Here is a 16879-nt window from a genome sequence, read left to right on the forward strand (position 1 = left end):
TAATTATTCTCCTAAAAACTCCATTTGATTTTTCTTAGAGGTGTTAGCGGATGAATAAAAAAATAACCATTGGATTAGATTTTGGTAGCGATTCTGTCAGAGCATTAGCTGTCGATTGTCAGAATGGAAAAGAATTAGCTACAGAAGTCGTTTATTACCCACGTTGGGCTAAAGGTCAGTTTTGTGATCCTAAAAAAAATCAATTTAGACATCATCCCCTTGATTATATTGAGTCAATGACTCAATCAATACAATCGGTTGTAAAACAACTTAAATCAGATGCACAAAATGTGGTTGCAATTGGTGTTGATTCAACTGGCTCTACGCCTGCCCCAATTGATGAAAATGGGGATGTTTTAGCTTTAAAACCAGAGTTTATGGATAATCCTAACGCGATGTTTATTTTATGGAAAGATCATACTTCAGTAAATGAAGCGGAAGAGATTAATAACCTTTGCAAAAATGAACCTTATGCAAAATATTTAGAATATTGCGGTGGAGTATATTCTTCGGAATGGTTCTGGGCAAAAATTTTGCATATTTTTCGTCAAGATAGTGCCGTAAAAAATGCCTCTGCATCTTGGATTGAACTTTGTGATTGGATCCCTGCTTTATTATCAGGAACAACCGCACCGAATGACATAAAGCGTGGTAGATGTGCTGCTGGTCATAAGTGTTTTTGGAGCGAAGAATGGAATGGCCTTCCTCCTTATGAATTTTTTGAAAAAATCGATCCACTTTTAGTCACTGCTTTACCTTATCCTTTATTTGAAAAAACTTATACTGCTGACAATAAAGTTGGAATTCTTACCCAAGAATGGGCTGAAAAATTAGGGTTACCACCAACAGTCGTTATTGCGGGTGGTGCATTCGATTGTCATATGGGTGCCGTTGGTGCGGGTGCAAAACCTTATACGTTAGTAAAAGTAATTGGTACTTCTACCTGCGATATTTTATTAGCTGAGCAAACTGTTATTGCTAATCGTTCAATTAAGGGTATTTGTGGCCAAGTTGATGGTAGTGTAATGCCCAATTTTATTGGTCTTGAAGCTGGTCAATCCGCTTTTGGTGATATATATGCATGGTTTCAAAAACTCGTGTGTTGGCCATTAGAAAAATTAATTTCAACTTCCCCAGAATTGCAATCGACTGTACAAACTTTAAAACATAATCTTTTAAGCGATATTGCACAAGCTTGGGACGATAATCCAAATTTAGATACTATCCCAATCACCCTTGATTGGTTCAATGGCCGAAGAACCCCTTACGCTAATCAACGAATTAAAGGTGTTATTACCAATTTAACTATTTCAACTGATGCTGCCACCTTATTTGGTAGTTTGATTTTATCAACTGCTTTCGGTGCAAGAGCTATTATGGAATGTTTTATTAATCAACATGTGCCAGTTAATGACATTGTAGCATTAGGGGGAATAGCTAAAAAGTCACCCATCATTATGCAAACTTGTGCTGATGTAATGAATAGACCACTAACTGTGGTGAGTTCAGAACAATGTTGTGCATTAGGCGCTGCAATATTTGCCGCCGTATCAGCCAATGTTTATACAGATATCCCAAGTGCTCAAAATAGGATGTCCAGTCAGCTCGAAACCACATTTACCCCTAATGAGAATAGGGTAGAAAAATATCAGGAATTATATGAAAAGTATTTAGTTTGGTCAGCTTCTAGTGAACCAAACTATAACGCTTAGTTTTACCAACAATGTGAATAAATTCTAAAGGAGTCCATTATGTTTGTTTATGAAGAAGCTGAAATTTGGTTTGTTGCTGGTAGTCAACACCTTTATGGATCAGAAGCACTTGAACAAATAAAAAAGAATATCCAAGAGGTAACGGATTATTTTAATAAAGAAGCAAATTTACCAGTAAAGATTATTCTTAAACCACTTGCGACAAAACCTGACGATATATACAACCTTTGTCAGGACGTAAACTATTCTTCAAAATGTGTTGGATTAATAACGTGGTTACATACGTTTTCACCCGCTAAAATGTGGATTAATGGATTAAATCATTTACAAAAACCTCTTTTACAGCTTCATACTCAATTTAATGAAGTCGTTCCTTGGGATTCAATGGATATGGATTTTATGAATCTCAATCAAACTGCGCACGGTGGACGCGAATTTGGTTTTATTGGTTCTCGTATGCGCCAACCTCATTCTCTGGTAACGGGTTATTGGAAAGATAAAGATGTGCATGATCAAATTGCACGATGGATGAGAGTTTGCGTTGCAATTAATGCAGAAAAAACCATGAAAATTGTTAGATTTGGCGACAATATGCGGGAAGTTGCGGTAACAGAAGGTAATAAAGTTTCTGCACAAATTAAATTTGGTTATTCGGTCAATACCCATGCAGTTGGCGATTTAGTGTCAGTCATTAATTCAATTAATGACAGCCAAATCAATCAATTAATTGATGAATACGAAACACTTTATCAACTTACTCCTGTTGCACAAATTAATGGTGAAAAAAGACAAAATCTAATTGATGCAGCGAGAATTGAATTAGGAATTGAGCAATTCTTAAAACAAGGCAACTATTCTGGATTTACTACAACGTTTGAAGACTTATATGGTATGAAGCAATTACCCGGACTTGCCGTTCAGCGATTAATGGCTAAAGGTTATGGCTTTGCTGGTGAAGGGGATTGGAAAACCGCAGCCTTACTTAGCACTATGAAATTAATGGCTAAAGGTCTTACTGGTGGTACTGCATTTATGGAAGATTATACCTATGATTTTACAAAAGGTAATGAATTAGTTGTCGGTTCACATATGTTAGAAGTTTGCCCATCAATTATAGATGATGGTGTAAAACCTTTGTTAGATATCCAACATTTAGGTATTGGCAATAAAGCTGATCCTGCACGGCTTATTTTTCCATCAAAGCCAGGTTTAGCCATAAATGCAAGTTTGATCGATATCGGTAATCGTTTCAGATTAATTGCAAATGAAATCGAAACAATCAAACAGCCTTATACACTACCCAAATTACCTGTAGCTTGTGCAGTTTGGAAACCAAAACCATCACTTAATGTATCTGCTGAAGCATGGATTTTAGCGGGTGCTGCACATCATTCAGTTTATACCCAAGCACTTTCAATGGACTACTTTAGACTTTATGCACAACTGCACAATATTGAATTATTAGTTATTGATGGTGACACGCGAATTAATGATTTTAGAAATGAATTACGTTGGAATGAGATTGCGTATTGTAATCCTTATGCTTGATAACTTCATTTTAATTTAATAATTGGAAATATTTTTTTCCAATTATTTCCAAAATTACAGAATAAAAGGGTAAAAAACATGAGTATAAATACGCTTTTAGCGACGAATGAAATAGCAAAAGATTCTGCCAAAAAGATGACTTTCTTAATTGGCTTTTCTGCTGCAATGGCGGGATTATTGTTTGGTTTGGATATTGGTGTTATTGCAGGAGCTTTACCATTCATCACAATTCAATTTGAATTAACGACTCAACTACAAGAATGGGTAGTAAGTTCTATGATGTTGGGTGCCGCTTTAGGAGCATTGTCTAATGGGTGGTTATCTTTTTATTTAGGAAGAAAGTATAGTTTATTAGCGGGAGCCTTGTTTTTTATTGTAAGTTGCTTTGGATCTGCTTTAGCGCCTAATGTAGAAGTCCTGCTGGTTTGGCGAGTTATTTTAGGTTTTGCCGTTGGCATTGCATCATACACCGCACCACTTTATCTTTCTGAAATGGCTCCAGAAAATATTCGAGGAAAAATGATTGCCGCTTATCAGCTTCTGGTTACAGTTGGTATTTTAGTAGCTTTTTTATCTGATACTTATTTTAGTTACACGGGTAATTGGCGAATGATGCTGGGTATTATTTCTGTACCAGCAATTATTTTATTTATTGTTGTTATTTTTCTGCCTAATAGTCCTAGATGGTTGGCATCAAAAGGACGATTAAATGAAACTGAGCAGGTTTTAAAGTCGATCCGTAGCAACCCTGAAAAAATTAAGCAAGAGTTTAATGATATTAAAGACAGTTTAAAAGAAAAACAGGAAGGATGGACACTGTTTAAGGTAAACAAAAATGTTCGCCGAACAGTTTATCTTGGTATGGCTTTACAAGCGATGCAACAGTTTACCGGAATGAATATCATTATGTATTACGCACCTAAAATTTTTAGCCTTGCAGGCTTTGAAAGCACACAACAACAAATGATTGCAACAATAATTGTCGGGTTGACCTTTGTATTAGCAACATTTATTGCGATTTTTACGGTTGATAAACTGGGCCGAAAACCAATTCTAAAAGTTGGATTTGGTATTATGGCTTTAGGTACTTTGATATTGGGTATTTGTTTGCAACTTATTGAAAATGGTAATGCATCATCACTCACATCCTATGCAGCAGTGGGTATGGCGATTATGTGTATTGGTGGTTATGCAATGAGTGCGGCACCTGTTGTGTGGATTTTGTGTTCTGAAATACAACCCCTTAAAAGTCGTGATTTTGGTGTAACTTGTTCTACAGCCACAAACTGGATCTCAAATATGATTATTGGCGCAACGTTCCTTACATTATTAAATAATATTGGTGTCGCACAAACATTTTGGTTATATACCGGCATGAATGTTTTATTCATTTTCATTGTTATTTTCTTCGTGCCTGAGACAAAAAATATTTCCCTTGAGCGTATCGAAAAAAATCTGATGTTAGGTAAGAAATTGTGTCATATCGGTGATGAACAATAATTAATCCATTAAGGACAATGCTGATTGGTATTGTCCTATATGAACAATCGTTTTTTCTATTCATTATTAAACAGGATGCTTGGTATGTTTACTCAATTAAAAGAACGCGTTTTAGCCGCAAATTTATTATTACCTTATTATCAACTTGTAACCTTTACATGGGGAAATGTATCAGAAATTGATAGAAATAATGGTGTCATTGCCATTAAGCCATCTGGCGTTCCTTATGATGAACTGACAACCGAAGATATTGTGATAATTGATCTTGATGGAAATAAAATTGAAGGTAAACTAAATCCTTCAAGCGATACCCAAACGCATATTGAACTTTATAAAACATTTGAACAAATTGGCGGAGTTATTCACACTCATTCCCGTAATGCAACAATTTGGTCACAAGCTGGTTTAGATATTCCTGCTTTAGGAACTACTCATGCAGATTATTTTTATGGTGATATTCCTTGTACTCGCTTATTAACACCAACTGAAATAACTAATAATTATGAACTCAATACGGGGAAAGTCATAATTGAGGAGTTTAATAAACGCAATATTGATGTTATGGCAATACCTAGTGTGCTTGTGTCTGGGCATGGTCCTTTTGGATGGGGGAAAAATGCTGATGATGCCGTACATAATGCGGTTGTTTTAGAAGAAATTGCTGCTATGGCATTAGCAACTCGCAATCTGAATATCGGTATTAAAATCCAACAAGAATTATTGGATAAACACTATTATCGTAAGCATGGTAAAAATGCCTATTATGGGCAATCATAAAACTATTAAAAATTAGGTTTAGTAAAAGTTATACTATTTAAAAATATCAGCCATCCGCCAAACATCTTTGTTTGGCATTCTTACCTTAAACAGTCGTTAAGATTAAGTGTTAAAATATCCAGTATAATTTTATCAATATAGTCCCCATTAAATTCCGTTTCATTTGGATCATCACTTATAATTACAATGAACTCATCAAATAACGTAATCAAACTTACCTTATTGTTTATGTTAGCAAACTAAAAACATTATACTTTCACGTGGTATTAAATTTTTAGATTAGTCTATAATCCATTTAATTTATAACTTTTTGGAGCCTTTATAAAAGTAAAACTTATTTATTTGAGAATATCCTTAAATTACTTAAGACATTAGGATTAACTAACTAAATAAATAATATTAGAGTTAATTTAAAAGAGATAAATTCACTGACAATTTTGAAAATACAATATCATAAAATAACGATTACTAAATTTAGTTAGTAATATATTGAAATATTCCTTTTTATTTTAGGTTCAATCGTTAGCGTTAATTGAATTTATAAATAATTTATTCTCTAAACTAATTATTTATCCATATTAAATATTAAACCCAAATAATTATTTAAATATTTGGGTTTAAGAATTTGATATCAATTATTAAAGTATATAAATATTAGATTTCCTCACTTCTAAATTTACCATTAGATAAATCCCGTTCAACTTCACTATAGATTGATTCAAGTTTATAAAAACACAAAATAGCGATATTAATTAACGCGAGAATAAAAGGAAAGTATATAAATAAAAACTCAATCACAGATAGAACTTCATTTGTTTGCTGTACATCACCGCCACTGATGAATCCGAAAGCGCCGAGTATCCAACCAATACTAGCGGTACCCATGCCCATACCTAATGTCTGACCTAATGTTCCTGCACTAAATAAAATCCCTTGGATTCTTAATTTAGTGATCCATTCACCATAATCGATAGTATCGGCTAAAAAGGCAAACATAGTTGCACCAACTCCACAAAAACCAATACTTCGAACAACTGTAGATATAATAATATATAGCGCATTTTGTTTATCAATTAATGGAATTAAACAAGCAATGCAACAAACAATAAGCCCAAATAATGCAAGGTTTCTTTTACCAAAATGACGAAGAAGATATGGAATGATAAGTAAAGTCAATAAACTAGGAATATATTGAGCCATACTTATGTAAGACATATAGTAAACATCTTCTAAAATATATTTTGAATAGTAAACACTTACAGTTGAAAGTGCAGTTAAACTGGTAAAAGTTATAAACAAATAGAAAAATATCATAATCCAATATTTGTTTTTTAGCATAGCTTTTAACACTTGATCCAATTTTATATTGCTATCATTATCTTCTTTGATTGGCTTAATTCTTTCTCTAACATTTAATCCAGTAATAATTAAACAAACTGCAGTAAAGAACCCAAAGATAGCAAATAAAATTATCCAAGAAACTTTAGTATTGCCAAAATATCCAACAATTGGGAGAGTAAAAACCCCAACAGTTAGAGATCCTAACGTAGAAAGTCCATTTCTAAATACACTTAACACACCTCTTTCATAAATACTTCTTGTAATAAGAGCAAGTAATGAGCCATAAGCAATATTGTTTGCAGTAAATAAAATATTAGCTAATAAATAAGTTATGCATACATACCATATTTTTACATTATCACTCGCTTCTGGAATTGTTGACATTAAAAATGCAGATAATCCAAAAGGAATAGCTGTAAATAGAACCCATGGCCTTGCCTTGCCATATTTAGTATTTGTTTTATCAATTTTTATACCAACAAAAACACATAAAATACCATCTATAACACGAGCAAAAAACATCAAAGAGCCGACTAGAATGGCAGAAACACCGACAACCTCAGTATAAAAATATGCCAAAAAGGTTACCATTAAAGTATAAGTTAAATTTGTACCATAATCGCCTAGACCAAAAGAAAATCTTTCCTTGAACTTAATTTTTTCTGAATCGATATCAGAATTATTTATAAAACTATTCATGATTAGTTCCCAACAAAATAATAGCTAAATCCCAATCTTTTAATACAAATTTGTCGTTATATTTTAAAATTGAACCGGTTAATAAATTAAGTCCGCTTTTTTCAGTAAAACAAACATTTATAGGGTTAGAAGAATAATTAAAGTAAAATCTAATTTTTTCTTTTTTATAATTGATACCATTTTTAATAATTAGTGGAAAGCTATCCTGGCATTTAAGATCTGCCAATTTTTCCTCATTAAAAATATATTCATAAATTTTTTGTAATACGGAAGTATTTATATTACAACCTATATAAGTGGCAGAACCGCGCCCATACCGATTACTAGTAACTGCTGCATATTTTCCCCAATATGGATGTTGATACTTGGCTAAAATTTTTGTATTAACATCTGGCTCAATCAGCTCCATCCAATCATTTATCTGGCAATCACAAATGGTCAGATCGATCTCGTCAGATATCAAACTTACATTATTAGGTTCAACGAATAGTTGATATGAAATCCCGCAAGCTTCTGAAATAATGCCAGGTTGAACAACAGTTCGCACTTTCATATTTTCATTTGCAAAACCAGATTTAAATGAATAAATTACATTTCCGCCATTTTGAACATAATTATTTAATTGTTCTAATTTAAGGTCACTAGCACTATAAAGAAGTGGGATTATCAGAAGATCGTAATTAAATATAGAGTCATCATCAATCGAAACAATATCTACCTCTATGTTCATTTTATATAAGGTATCGTAATAAGAACGAAAAACATCGTTATATTGATGTAATGAATCCCTGCTAAATTGATGACCATGCCAAGGATGCCAATCAATAGCTGTTAAACACTCATTACTTACAACAATTGCCACTCGATTATATTTTTTTATTTCACGTAAATGCTTTGATAAAAGCTTTAACTCATTACCTACAATAGAAGCTTCTTCATAGATTGGATTTGGCTGTAAATCATGACTTAAAATTCCTTTCCAATATGTTTCAAATGAGTTATGAATTGAATGCCAGTGCCAATAACCAATTAAGCTTGCGCCACTAGCAATATGGCTATACGCTTGTAAACGTAACTGACCGGGATAAGGAGTCCAGTTTTTGAATGCTTGAGCTTGTGTTTCTAATACAAGGTAATTTTTTTTCTTGGTGCTACGAGCTACATCTCCTGAAAATGCAATTTCAATACCAGTTAACTGATCTTGACTTGGATGGTAAACATCAACACCAGTTATATCTAAAATTTCAGATGCATCAAAATGATTTACTTCAGATTGAATTCCATATGACCATGTTCTCCATTCAAAATCAAAATTATGAGTCAAAAATTGTTTTTCTGATTTATATTCATTAATAATATTAGCTTGCCATTGTAAAAAATTTTTTACTAATTTACGCTGAAATTTCTGAAACTCAGCACCTAAACTAGCATTTATTGTTCCAACTGTTGATGGAAAATCTTCCCATGCATCGACTCTATTGCTCCAATAATCTAAACCAAATTCATGATTTAATTTTAATAAATCACCAGAAAACTTTTCTTTCAAATATTTAACGAAATCTATTTGTATATTATTTCCACAAACATCATAATATTTAGTTTCATTATCAATCTGGAATCCAATAACGGCAGGATGATTAGCTACGGCTTGCATTAGTTTTCTTATAAGACGTTCGGCATAAAATAGATAAGCTGGATGCGTAATATCCATTTTTTGACGATGACCATATTTATTACGACCATTTGGCGTTATAGCCATAACTTCTGGATATTTCTTTTCAAGCCAAGCTGGAATAGCATAAGTAGGAGTTCCAATAATTACATCAATGTTATTTTGATACATCTTATCAAGTACTATAAGAATAGAACTAAAATCAAAAACGCCTTCTTGTTTTTCAAAAGTACTCCAAGTACTTTCTGCGATACGCACATAGTTTATTCCTGCATCTAACATTAATTTAATGTCTTTATCTAATCTTTCTTCTGGTAAATATTCTCGATAATAAGCAACCCCATAATAAATTTTATCCATAGTTTATATCTCTCTTTTTTGTTAAATTAGCTATTATTTTTTATGATAATTAAGCATTCTATTTAAACATATGAATAATCATGCTATTAATATGGAATTATTTGCTTGCTAATATAAAATGAGGGATACATCACACTATTAAATCATAACCCTTCCTTTTCATTTGTTTATTACAATATTCAAAACAACTTATATTTAGGATTGATTATTTGCTATAAATTTGGATGTATTATTGATGCTTCATGAAGTTAGTTTATTAGTTGATTAATAAATTTTGATAATTTGGAGATTATTATATTTTTTAGGTTTTTTGAAGTTATTTATCCGTTATATGGATTTGAATGGATTGAATTTTTTAATATTTAAAGATATTTCAATTCAGTTTTAAATAGATGAATTTATCAAAAATCAGGTATCTTATGATACCTGACTTTCAAATTTTAAGATTAAATGCAGTAATTAATCATCACTATAACCTAAGCTACGCAATGCGCGCTCATCATCGGCCCAACCCGCTTTAACTTTAACCCAAAGCTCTAAATGTACTTTGTTGTCAAAAAATGATTGCATATCTTTGCGGGCTTCTATACCAATTTTTTTGATTTTTTCACCTTTGTTGCCAATGACCATTTTCTTTTGACCATCTCTTTCAACTAATATTAAGCCATTGATACGATACATTCCATTACGTTCATCAACTTTGAATTGCTCAATTTCGACAGTGACTGAGTATGGCAACTCATCACCTAAAAAACGCATTAACTTTTCACGAATAATTTCGGAAGCCATAAATCGTTGAGATCGATCGGTAATATAATCTTCAGGAAAATGATGTTCGCCTTCTGGCAAATGTTTTTTGACAATTTTCCTTATAATATCAACGCCATCACCTTTTTCAGCGCTAATTGGCACTACATCAAGAAAATTAACTTTTTGGCTAATTTCTTGAATATGTGGTAATAGTTGAGTTTTGTCGATAACGTTGTCAATTTTATTAATTACCAATAATACTGGGCATTTGCAATCTTTAAGCTTGTTGGCAACCATTTCATCGTCATCATTCCAATGTGTACCTTCAACGACAAAGATTACTAATTCGACATCACCAATTGAGCTACTTGCAGCACGATTCATTAAACGATTAATCGCTCTTTTTTCTTCGATGTGTAAGCCGGGAGTATCAATATAAATAACCTGATCATTATCTTGAGTATCAATACCAACAATACGGTGACGTGTTGTTTGCGCTTTACGCGATGTTATAGAAACTTTTTGGCCTAGTAGTTGATTTAATAATGTTGATTTACCTACATTTGGTCGACCTACTATGGCGACAAATCCACAATGTTGTGTTGTTTTTGTCATTTTATACCTAATTGATTAAGTGCTTCTTGAGCAGCTGCTTGCTCGGCTTTGCGACGGCTTAGACCTCGCCCTAAATATTCACGGCTATCATTTTCAAGTTTGCATTGAATTAAGAATTCTTGCTCATGATTATCACCTGTTACTTCAAGAATTAAATAACATGGGCGCTCACAATGGATGCCTTGCAGATATTCTTGTAAGCGTGTTTTGGCATCTTTCTGTTTAATACCGGGTTGAATTTGGTTCAATCGAGTTTGATACCACGTCAAAATTAAGCGTCGTACCGTTTCGATATTGCTATCTAAATAAATAGCACCAATAATAGCTTCAACGGCATCAGAAATAATCGAGTCACGACGAAACCCGCCACTTTTTAATTCGCCTTGACCAAGAATAAGGTAATCACCTAATTTAAATTCTTTACCCATTTCAGCCAGTGTTTGCCCACAAACAAGTGTTGCACGCATTTGACTCAAATCACCCTCATCTTGTTTGACAAAACGTTCATACAGTTCATTAGCAATCACAAAGCTTAAAATTGAATCACCTAAAAACTCTAAACGTTCATTATGCAATTTGTTAGCACTTCGATGAGTCAGTGCCAATTCTAATAAAGATAAATTATTAAATTGGTAACCAATTGATTGTTGTATTTGATTAAACTTTTTCATTATCATTGCAATTAATGTATACCACCAATACGGCTAAATCGGATGCCTGTAGGCCATTCATCTGGTTGTTTCTCAAAACTGATCCAAATTGCTGTTGCGCGACCAACAAAATTCTGTTCAGGTACAAAGCCAAAATAACGACTGTCACCACTATTATCTCGATTATCACCCATCATAAAATAGTGATCTTTAGGTACTATCCATGTAGCAATTGGTTGTCCATTTTGGCGATAAAAATAATTAGGATCCTCATGTGAACCTTGAGTGGTTAAAATTTCATGAGGTCTATCGCCTAACGTCTCTTGCTGTATATTCATATTAAGTAAGAAAACAGATTGAGAATTGACAATACCTTTATCTGCACATTGCTCTAATGTATAAAAATTCGGACTTGTTTTAAACTCTTGATGCACTTCTTTCCAATTGCTTGGTTGAGGTTGCGTATAATGTAAGTCTAATGGTTCAGATTTCTGCCCACCCACACAATTTGCATCATTAGTTTGACAAGCAGGATAAATCAGTACTTTCTTCTCTTTAACGAGATATACTATTTTATCGCCTGGCATTCCAACCACCCTTTTAATCAAATCCATTTGAGGATTATTTGGATGTTTAAATACAGCAACATCACCTCGTTTAGGGTGGCCTGTAGAAATTAATACTGTATTAGTAATAGGATCTCTTAATCCATAAGAATACTTTTGAACTGCAATAAAGTCACCAATAAGTAAAGTTTGCATCATTGAACCCGATGGTATTTGAAACGGTTCAAATAAAAATGAACGAATCACAAATACAACAAATAAAACAGGGAAGAACGATGATATACTTTCAACCCAAGCTTTTGGTTTACCTACTTCTGCGAGTATTTTTCCATCTATTTCGCCATTATGTTGCTTGCGAATCTCTTCTACTTTTCGTTGTCTTGCTGGTTTCCACCTAAATTTTTCTAAAAACCAGAAGATTGCAGTAATCAATGTCGCTACTGTTAATATGATGGCAAATGTTCCAGCCATTTTTTACCTCTTTAACTGATTAATCTTTTCCCACATGTAAAATGGCTAAAAACGCTTCTTGTGGTAACTCAACATTACCAACTTGTTTCATACGTTTTTTACCTTCTTTTTGCTTCTGTAAAAGTTTCTTTTTACGGCTAACATCACCGCCATAGCATTTGGCTAAGACGTTTTTACGTAATTGTTTAACCGTTGAACGAGCAATAATATGATTACCAATAGCGGCTTGAATAGCGATATCAAATTGTTGACGAGGAATGAGGTCTTTCATTTTTTCCACTAATTCTCGTCCACGATAAGGTGCATTATCTCTGTGAGTAATTAAGGCTAATGCATCAACACGTTCACCATTAATTAATACATCTAATCGCACCATATCAGCAATTTGGAATCGTTTAAAACTATAATCCAATGAAGCGTAACCGCGAGAAGTAGATTTTAATTTATCAAAAAAGTCTAAAACTACTTCTGTCATTGGAATTTCGTAAGTCAATGCAACTTGATTACCGTGATAAACCATATTAGTTTGCACACCACGTTTCTCAACACATAACGTGATTACATTACCTAAATAGTTTTGTGGAACCAATATATTACATTCGGCAATTGGTTCTCGTAGTTCTTGAATATTGTTTACCGCTGGAAGTTTAGAAGGACTATCAACGTAAATAATTTCATTTGAAGTTGTTAAAACTTCATAAACTACTGTTGGCGCTGTGGTAATAAGATCAAGATTATATTCGCGCTCCAAACGCTCTTGTATGATCTCCATATGTAATAACCCAAGGAAACCACATCGAAAACCAAATCCTAAAGCGCCAGAATTTTCTGGTTCATAAAATAGTGATGCGTCATTTAAACTTAATTTGCCCAATGCATCACGGAAAGCTTCATAATCATCAGAACTTGTTGGAAATAAACCAGCATAAACTTGCGGTTTAACCTTTTTAAAACCAGGTAATGGTTTATCTGCTGGACTTTTAGCTAAAGTTAAAGTATCCCCTACTGGCGCACCTAAAATATCTTTAATGGCACAAACCACCCAGCCAACTTCACCACAATTTAAAGTATCTTTATCAACTTGTTTAGGCGTAAAAATACCAAGGCGGTCAACATTATAAGTCATACCGGTACTCATAACTTTAATTTTATCGCCTTTGTGTAATTCGCCATTTTTGATACGAATTAAAGATACGACCCCTAAATAGTTATCAAACCATGAGTCAATAATAAGTGCTTGTAGTGGTGCATTTGAATCCCCCTCTGGTGGTGGAATATCTTTTACTAATTGCTCCAATACATCCGCCACGCCTACCCCTGTTTTGGCAGAACAACGAACCGCATTACTTGCATCAATACCGACAATATCTTCAATTTCTTCAGCTACACGCTCAGGTTCTGCCGCAGGTAAATCAATTTTATTAAGTACGGGAACAACTTCTAAATTCATATCTAAAGCCGTATAGCAATTTGCAAGGGTTTGAGCTTCAACGCCTTGTCCTGCATCAACAACTAATAGTGCGCCTTCACATGCTGCAAGTGAGCGAGAAACTTCATAAGAAAAGTCTACATGTCCAGGTGTATCGATAAAATTAAGCTGATATGTTTGACCATCATTTGCATGGTAATCTAATGTAACACTTTGCGCTTTAATTGTAATACCACGTTCACGTTCAAGATCCATTGAATCAAGAACTTGCGCTTCCATTTCACGATCAGAAAGTCCTCCACAAATTTGGATAATACGATCTGAAAGCGTTGATTTACCATGGTCAATATGAGCAATGATTGAAAAATTGCGGATATTTTTATTCATATCAATAAATTATATTTTATGTTTTAGTTATATACTGTTAATTACCCGGAATGTTATTACCAAAAATAACAGTTTAGATAATCACGAAAAATAGAAAAGGCACATTCTACACATTAATAACCGCGAAGCATAGTGTTATCGAAAGTTTTGCGATTATTTCTCAACAATATTTTGGGCAATACGCTCAATAGTAACTTTAGGCAGATTACCAATAATAATGATATTTTTATTATTAATATTTGTCGAAAAAATAGTCCTATCACCTTGCGTAATAAGCTGATTTAGCTGGCTTGATTGTTCCGAAGATACATTAACAGTAAATGAAAAAACACCATCAGAAAACAATTTAGTGGCAATATCAGAATTATAAAAATTAACATTGTAGGCCGCAATTTCTTTAAATCCTCTAGGTAACCATGCTAAGCGCCAAACTTCTAATATGTCATTTTGTTTTTCAATTGATAATAAGATAGGATAATTGCGACTGTCTATATATTCTTTAATCTCTTTTGGATCGAATTTTTCGTCTAAATTAACCACTTTTTGTTGACTTATGATTTCACCATTTTGATCAAGCAAGTCAATTCGAAGAGGCAAAAAATTTTCATCATCAATCCAAATAATATAACTATAACGATCTTTGTCTTTAGCAATCATTTTTACTAATTGCGCACTACGATTAGCTGTTCTGGTTTTACCTAATAAAATAAAATCATAAACATCAACCAATTGGTTGAAATCATTATAAATCACATCGGGAAAAGCTTCAGTAATACGTGGACTAGTAATAGAAAAAGAGGCACTATCTGGTTGAAAATAACTCGTTACACCATTGTTCAAAATAATTTCTTTTGCGGGGCCTTCAAGATAAAGCAATTGAGCTTTGATATCATTTTGCTTTTCTGATCCTAAATGAGAATATTCATAAGTGGTAACGTATTGATCTCTATCTTGAGAAAGCAAATGAATTTGGTAAGTACTCGTTTTAACAGCTTTGTGCATACTATTCATCAATAGTAGCGCTTTATCGTTGTTTTCCGGATAGGCAGATAAAGTAAATAGCATCAAAAACAGAGTAACGATAAATTTTATACTCTGTTTGAGTTTAGATGTATTTAAATAAAATAAACAATTCATAAAAAATTAATGAGCATTTAGTCTTTTTTGTAACTCATAATCCTGTACAAGCAATCTAATTTTATCATATTGTCTTTTTTCGAGTAATTGTTGGTCGTTATGTTGTTGGATACCACCAACAGGGGCAACATTGACTCCAACCGGTAAAGTATTCAGTGTTGGAGCGCCATTTATATTATTTGATTGCCCTTGCTGATATTGAACACCAGCAATAATTGCTAACGTAACACAAGCCGCCAATCCAACTTGACTGACTTTTGCCACTGCATCTTTTATTCGATCCCAAAATAGATTTTCAGCTTTTGGTATAGTGACTTCATGTGGGGTTGGCTGATCTGCCATTTCAAAATATAAGTTTTCATCAGCAATAGCCTGAGCAACTTGTTTTGAAATATCTAAAGTTAACGTACTACTGTGCAGCTCACCACGCATAGCGGATCTTACAACATGGTAGCGATGCCAACATGACTGTAAATCTTCATCTTTTGATACAGCATCAATGAAATAATCATCTTTAAGCTCACCATCCATAAGGGATGAAAGTTGCTGTTTCTGTTCTGTTTGCATAGTAGATACCTTAATTTTATAGCTACTTTAAATTAAATGATTTAATCAGTTATTAATGGTTTAATCTTTTCATCAATAATATCACGAGCTCTAAAAATACGTGATCTTACTGTACCAACAGGTGTACTCATAATTTCGGCAATTTCTTCATAACTTAAACCATCAATTTCGCGCAATGTAATGGCAGTTTTTAAATCATCGGGTAATGCTTCAATTGCTTCAAATACCACTTTTCCAACTTCTTTTGAAAGTGCTAAATTTTCTGGATTATCAATATCTCTTAAAGATTCTGCACCGTCATAACTTTCAGCTTCACTTGCATCAATGTCTGATGATGGAGGCCGACGTCCCTGAGAAATTAGATAATTTTTTGCTGTATTAACCGCTATTCTGTACAACCATGTATAAAATATACTTTCACCTTTAAATAGGCTTAAAGATCGGTAAGCCTTAATAAAAGTCTCTTGCACAACATCTGGAACTTCAGAAGCTGAAACGTAGCGAGAAACCAAATGAGCGAGTTTATTTTGATAACGAACAACAAGCAAATTGAACGCATTTTTATCCCCATTTAATACGCGATCAACTAATACTTGGTCTGTTATTTGCTCCCCCATTAAAGGCCAACCCTCACTATGTTAATAACTGCTTGTGGCCCAAAAATGTGCTTACTAACAGTTAGATTGTTAAATTCGTAA

At 33.3% G+C, this 16879-nt stretch carries 13 protein-coding genes; 4 read left to right on the forward strand and 9 right to left on the reverse strand.

What is annotated here, in order from left to right; translation table 11 throughout:
• Nucleotides 1-50 precede the first annotated feature (50 nt).
• The 4 genes from AC5LW9_RS11210 (at nt 51) to AC5LW9_RS11225 (ending at nt 5537) form a co-directional block, all read left to right on the forward strand.
• Nucleotides 51-1712 carry a ribulokinase gene (locus AC5LW9_RS11210; protein WP_493455911.1) on the forward strand — a complete coding sequence of 554 codons (1662 nt, stop codon included), beginning with the start codon at nt 51-53 and terminating at the stop codon, nt 1710-1712.
• Nucleotides 1713-1751: 39 nt separating this feature from the next.
• Entirely contained in the window at nt 1752-3260 is a 1509-nt protein-coding gene (gene araA / locus AC5LW9_RS11215) for an L-arabinose isomerase (RefSeq protein ID WP_493455912.1), read from the forward strand.
• A 135-nt stretch (nt 3261-3395) separates the two neighbouring features.
• Nucleotides 3396-4760 (forward strand): sugar porter family MFS transporter, encoded by a 1365-nt coding sequence (locus AC5LW9_RS11220; protein ID WP_493456621.1) that lies wholly within the window; start codon nt 3396-3398, stop codon nt 4758-4760.
• 84 nt (nt 4761-4844) lie between these two features.
• The gene (locus tag AC5LW9_RS11225) at nt 4845-5537 is read left to right on the forward strand and encodes an L-ribulose-5-phosphate 4-epimerase (protein WP_198227076.1); all 693 of its coding nucleotides are present in this window, start codon (nt 4845-4847) and stop codon (nt 5535-5537) included.
• A gap of 654 nt (nt 5538-6191) precedes the next feature.
• On the opposite strand, the gene AC5LW9_RS11230 is transcribed toward AC5LW9_RS11225, so the two are convergent.
• The 9 genes from AC5LW9_RS11230 to rpoE all read right to left on the reverse strand — a co-directional run bounded on the left by AC5LW9_RS11230 (nt 6192) and on the right by rpoE (nt 16798).
• The gene (locus AC5LW9_RS11230) at nt 6192-7577 is read right to left on the reverse strand and encodes an MFS transporter (RefSeq protein ID WP_198235745.1); all 1386 of its coding nucleotides are present in this window, start codon (nt 7575-7577) and stop codon (nt 6192-6194) included.
• Entirely contained in the window at nt 7570-9609 is a 2040-nt protein-coding gene (locus AC5LW9_RS11235) for a beta-galactosidase (protein WP_493455913.1), read from the reverse strand. The genes AC5LW9_RS11230 and AC5LW9_RS11235 overlap by 8 nt, the downstream gene beginning before the upstream one ends.
• Before the next feature lie 459 nt (nt 9610-10068).
• Nucleotides 10069-10974 (reverse strand): GTPase Era, encoded by a 906-nt coding sequence (era, locus tag AC5LW9_RS11240; RefSeq protein WP_065738727.1) that lies wholly within the window; start codon nt 10972-10974, stop codon nt 10069-10071.
• The gene (gene rnc / locus AC5LW9_RS11245) at nt 10971-11648 is read right to left on the reverse strand and encodes a ribonuclease III (RefSeq protein WP_370528571.1); all 678 of its coding nucleotides are present in this window, start codon (nt 11646-11648) and stop codon (nt 10971-10973) included. Before rnc ends, era begins: the two co-directional genes overlap by 4 nt.
• 8 nt (nt 11649-11656) lie before the next feature.
• Nucleotides 11657-12661: a signal peptidase I gene (lepB, locus tag AC5LW9_RS11250; RefSeq protein WP_334323091.1), complete on the reverse strand. Its 1005-nt coding sequence runs from the start codon at nt 12659-12661 to the stop codon at nt 11657-11659.
• A gap of 19 nt (nt 12662-12680) precedes the next feature.
• A complete protein-coding gene (gene lepA, locus AC5LW9_RS11255) occupies nt 12681-14477 on the reverse strand; it encodes a translation elongation factor 4 (RefSeq protein ID WP_065738724.1) in 1797 nt (598 codons plus the stop codon).
• A 153-nt stretch (nt 14478-14630) separates the two neighbouring features.
• Complete coding sequence (locus AC5LW9_RS11260; protein WP_493455914.1) at nt 14631-15479, reverse strand: MucB/RseB C-terminal domain-containing protein; 849 nt, start codon at nt 15477-15479, stop codon at nt 14631-14633.
• 141 nt (nt 15480-15620) lie between these two features.
• The gene (locus AC5LW9_RS11265) at nt 15621-16181 is read right to left on the reverse strand and encodes an RseA family anti-sigma factor (protein WP_334323092.1); all 561 of its coding nucleotides are present in this window, start codon (nt 16179-16181) and stop codon (nt 15621-15623) included.
• Nucleotides 16182-16222: 41 nt separating this feature from the next.
• Nucleotides 16223-16798, reverse strand: a complete 576-nt coding sequence (rpoE, locus tag AC5LW9_RS11270; protein WP_493455915.1) for an RNA polymerase sigma factor RpoE — start codon at nt 16796-16798, stop codon at nt 16223-16225.
• Nucleotides 16799-16879: the final 81 nt, after the last annotated feature.

This window comes from Gilliamella sp. LMG 34360 (genome assembly GCF_984568995.1).

Coding starts and splice junctions, on each gene's coding strand:
- AC5LW9_RS11210 (WP_493455911.1), top strand. CDS start 51: ATGAATAAAAAAATAACCATTGGATTAGATTTTGGTAGCGATTCTGTC.
- araA (WP_493455912.1), top strand. CDS start 1,752: ATGTTTGTTTATGAAGAAGCTGAAATTTGGTTTGTTGCTGGTAGTCAA.
- AC5LW9_RS11220 (WP_493456621.1), top strand. CDS start 3,396: ATGACTTTCTTAATTGGCTTTTCTGCTGCAATGGCGGGATTATTGTTT.
- AC5LW9_RS11225 (WP_198227076.1), top strand. CDS start 4,845: ATGTTTACTCAATTAAAAGAACGCGTTTTAGCCGCAAATTTATTATTA.
- AC5LW9_RS11230 (WP_198235745.1), bottom strand. CDS start 7,577: ATGAATAGTTTTATAAATAATTCTGATATCGATTCAGAAAAAATTAAG.
- AC5LW9_RS11235 (WP_493455913.1), bottom strand. CDS start 9,609: ATGGATAAAATTTATTATGGGGTTGCTTATTATCGAGAATATTTACCA.
- era (WP_065738727.1), bottom strand. CDS start 10,974: ATGACAAAAACAACACAACATTGTGGATTTGTCGCCATAGTAGGTCGA.
- lepB (WP_334323091.1), bottom strand. CDS start 12,661: ATGGCTGGAACATTTGCCATCATATTAACAGTAGCGACATTGATTACT.
- lepA (WP_065738724.1), bottom strand. CDS start 14,477: ATGAATAAAAATATCCGCAATTTTTCAATCATTGCTCATATTGACCAT.
- AC5LW9_RS11260 (WP_493455914.1), bottom strand. CDS start 15,479: ATGCACAAAGCTGTTAAAACGAGTACTTACCAAATTCATTTGCTTTCT.
- AC5LW9_RS11265 (WP_334323092.1), bottom strand. CDS start 16,181: ATGCAAACAGAACAGAAACAGCAACTTTCATCCCTTATGGATGGTGAG.
- rpoE (WP_493455915.1), bottom strand. CDS start 16,798: ATGGGGGAGCAAATAACAGACCAAGTATTAGTTGATCGCGTATTAAAT.